The following is a 3,899-nucleotide window of genomic DNA, read 5'->3' as shown; positions in this document are numbered from 1 at the left end:
CCCACGCGTCGTGAAACGCAAAATCTTCAAGTGGGCAGCCAAACGAGCCCACCACCAACACCATCCACAACCCACCACACCACCCGAATGCACAATCATTCAACACTAACTGAACGGTATTGAGGCTTAGGCTAAGTGATGACGCGACGAGGGGTTCGCACCGACGTCGAAACCTGCGCGACCAACATGAGCACCAGGCCGCAGCACATCACCAGTATCCAGCCAGGCAGAGATGCGTGCACAAGTTCTTTCGTCGGTGCGCCTGCGACAATGCTGCCGGCTACGGCGACACCCACTGCGGCCCCGAATTGGCGAGCAGTGGAGGTGACCCCACCCGCGAGACCCGCCTGAGCAGACGGTAGGCCACTGACGGCCGTATTGGTGATCGGAGCGTTCGCGAAGCCGACCCCAGCGCCGATGAGCAGGTACGCAAACATCACGGCGCCAACAGCTGTCTGGTTGTTCGACAGGGCGAAAACACCACCGCCGAGAATGGTGAAACCGCTTGCGATGACAAGCGGCAATCGCGGTCCCGTGCGGCCGACAAGATAACCGGACAACGGTGCACAGACGGTGGCGCTCACGGCCATCGGAAGCGCTAGAAGTCCCGCGGCAACCGGACTCATCGACCGACCTTGCTGCAAATACAGCGTTCCCAGAAGCAGAGTCACATTGAGTGCAACGAAGATCGACACCGCACCGATGGCCGCAGCACTGAAGGATTTGTTGCGGAACAACTTCGGGTCGATTAGGGGAGCTCGCCGACGCAACTCGATTGCAATAAATGCCGCGACAGTGGCAGTTCCAATCACGTAGAAGACGATGGCAGCAGCTGACGTCCACCCCACGGCAGGACCTTCGATGAGCAGTGCGACTGCGCCGCCGATGATAGAGATCAGGAGAAGTTGCCCTGGAACATCCAGCTTCTTCCGTTGTGGCGCCCGAGATTCGGGAACAAACAGTCTTGTGAGTAGAAGGACGCTGGCGATGATCGGCAGGTTCAGCCAGAAGATGGATCTCCAGCCGACCTCCGAGACCAGCACGCCTCCGAGGGTGGGGCCGACTGCCATGCTGAGGCCGAAGACGGATCCCCAGATCCCGATCGCGAACGCACGTTCCTTGGGGTCTGTTATGAGGTTGACCACGATCGCCAGCGCGACCGGACTCAGCATCGATGCGCCGACCCCCTGGACGGCCCGAGCACCTGTTAGGACCTCGATGGTTGGCGCCACCGCGCACACCACAGATGACGCGGCGAACACGAGAAGTCCTAGTTGGAAAATGCGCCGACGGCCGAACCTGTCGGCCATGGCTCCTGACGAGATCAAAAGACTGGCCATCACAAGGGTGTATGCGTCCACCGCCCATGAAAGGCCACGAAGATCGGTATCGAGGTCGGTTCCGATCGAGGGCAGCGCAATGTTGACGATGCTGGTGTCCAGACCCACGATAAAGATGCTGGCGCAGCACACTGCGAGGACCAGCCATCGATGGTCGTCAGTCGTGTCCGACCGGTTCGCCGTCAATTCAACCAAGGTATGAACCCACTTCCGTTATTGACGACTCCACGGTGGGATCGTCGTGCTGTTACCACGCGATCGTCGCCGCCGAGTGGTGCACTGCGGAAGCAAATTTGCAGAACCTGCAAAATGATCAGATGGACCCGGAAGTGGAACAGACGCTCGCCGACATCGGGCCGCGCCTGCGCGCGTTACGGCACGACCGACAAATGACGCTGGAGGGCGTTGCCGCCGAGACGGGACTTTCGGTGAGTGTGCTCTCGCGGTTGGAATCTGGGAAACGGAGTCCAACACTGGAAGTTCTCATTCCACTAGCCCGGGTACATCGAGTCGGGCTCGATCAGCTCATCGGTGCGCCTGCGACCGGGGATCCGCGAATTCACCTCACACCACGGCGGCGTCCGAACGGAAGCATTGTTGTCCCGTTGACCCACTACCCCGGCCGGGTTCAAGTCTTCAAACAGGTGATCGGACCTCATGAACCCCGATTGGTCACCCACGCTGGTTATGAATGGCTATATGTCCTCGCCGGCCATCTACGGCTCATCGTCGGTGAGCGTGAGCTGGCTTTGGATGCAGGCGAGATAGCAGAATTCGATACGAGCGAGCCGCATTGGTTCGGACCAGCCGACGATCAGGCGGTGGAAATTCTGCACATGTTCGGCCCGCATGGCGACCAAGCCCGCACCCGCACCTAGGGCGTGTCTCCTAAAGGGTGCGATACCCGGGGAAGGTAATCCTGCGTCGGGCGTCGATACCAATCCACGGTGCATCCAGTTGTGCTGCCACAGCCACCCAATTTCTTGTTCGGTGTGGTTTTCTGCTGGAAGCAATCACACGAGAGACCGACGTTCAAAGTGCAGGACTCGAACTGGACCAAAAGTCAGTACTGCTCATTCTCCCCGACCGTATTCGCGACTGAACTGGCTTCAGCGGCCAACAGGCGTCAGCTCTACACCTTCCGGTGGTGTCAGTCGACGTAGTGTGCCGTCGAAGACAGTCACGTAGAGCGCGTAGCCAGCTGCCGCCGGCCCAATGCGAACAGAACTCGGTCCCGTCCATCCACCCGAGAGACCTGACGCAATCACACAAGCATTACCGGTCATGGGGTCGACGCGGTGGATGGCACCTTCGAAATGGGCTGCAACATATAGAGTTCCAGCACTCGACATCGTGAGGTCGTCGAGTCCAGGAATGCCAGGAATGGTGGCGACCACCGACCATTGGTCGGGTGATTCCAGCGGCACCTCGATGACTTGGCCTGTGAACAGGTCGTCGGTGTACACGCGCGTGTGGTCCGGGCTCAACGCGAGGCCTTCCGATCGCGGGACGGGTGACCAGTTGGTCAGTACCGCGCCCGTGTCGGGTTCGTACCGGGTCAGTCCTCGGGAGGGTGCACCGATGTCGGTTCCGACGTCGGTGGTCAAAAAGTCTCCGTTGGGGAGTCGCAGGAGACCGTGGGCGGGAAACTCGGCGACGTCGTCGAGCTCGCGGGTACGCACGTCGAACGATCTGAGCTTGCTGTCTTGTCCGGTCACAAAGTGCAAAACGTCGTCGTGGAGTTGTAGTCCGCGGGGAGCGGGCAAGTTGTCGAGCAGGGGTACGACGGTTCCGTTCGCGTCGACATGGACGATGCTCGATGCCCCGGACACGTAGAAGCCGCCATCGCCATCGGCCTCGAGGTTTTCTGGTTCGTCCAAGCCTGCAGCGACAGTCTCCATCGTCCATGGCGCGCACGGGTCGAGAGGCGCGGCATTGGCAGGTACCACGGTGACTGTTGCGCCGGCTACAAGTACGGCAACAAGAATTGTTCGAAGTCGGCGACTCATCGTGGGCACGGCGATGACGCTAGTACATACCGAGCAGTACGCACCAACCTCGGCGTCAGGAAACGCGGCCGCGCACTGGATGAAGTCACCCAAGAACTCCCCCACCCAAGCGGAATACTGCACGTTCCGAAGATTGCACATCGCACCCGCTAACGGTGATATTCGAACAACACCCCGGAACTACTCCGGCACCTACGTCCGGGATGCAGACTCGATTTGGTGCGCGACATAGCCATCGAGAGGACCCGTGTGAGAGCGTCTCATCACGAGTAACCTGGACATCAAGATCCTTGAAGGTAGAGAAGCCAGTTGTCCGCGGGCGAGCCGAGCGGCCGAAGCGTGTTCTCGTCGGGATCGCACTGCGCCGTGTACACCCAACCAGTCCGGGCAACAATATCGCTTCGCCTGCTGTCGACGAAGTACACTGATCGGCCCAAGGATTTCGGACAGTGGACCCGCTTAGAATAGGAATCTACTGAAATGAGTCCGACCAGCATGAGCAGATCTCGGCGATCGTTCTCGGCAGAGTTCAAAGATGAACTGTGCCGAG

The 3,899-nt window shown here is 59.8% G+C and carries 3 protein-coding genes; 1 reads left to right on the top strand and 2 read right to left on the bottom strand.

Going from position 1 to position 3,899, the window contains the following annotated elements:
* Positions 1-131: 131 nt before the first annotated feature.
* Positions 132-1,472: a DHA2 family efflux MFS transporter permease subunit gene (locus QMK17_RS25985; RefSeq protein WP_283512169.1), complete on the bottom strand. Its 1,341-nt coding sequence runs from the start codon at positions 1,470-1,472 to the stop codon at positions 132-134.
* A 197-nt stretch (positions 1,473-1,669) separates the two neighbouring features.
* On the opposite strand from QMK17_RS25985, the gene QMK17_RS25980 reads away from it, so the two are divergent.
* Positions 1,670-2,218 carry a helix-turn-helix domain-containing protein gene (locus QMK17_RS25980; RefSeq protein WP_442972834.1) on the top strand — a complete coding sequence of 183 codons (549 nt, stop codon included), beginning with the start codon at positions 1,670-1,672 and terminating at the stop codon, positions 2,216-2,218.
* 231 nt (positions 2,219-2,449) lie between these two features.
* Here the strand turns inward: QMK17_RS25980 and QMK17_RS25975 are convergent, their stop codons facing one another.
* Entirely contained in the window at positions 2,450-3,472 is a 1,023-nt protein-coding gene (locus QMK17_RS25975; RefSeq protein WP_283512167.1) for an SMP-30/gluconolactonase/LRE family protein, read from the bottom strand.
* Positions 3,473-3,899 lie beyond the last annotated feature (427 nt).

Source organism: Rhodococcus sp. G-MC3, assembly GCF_030063335.1.
Classification (GTDB): domain Bacteria; phylum Actinomycetota; class Actinomycetes; order Mycobacteriales; family Mycobacteriaceae; genus Rhodococcoides.
This window is presented reverse-complemented; position numbering and strand designations above follow the sequence as displayed.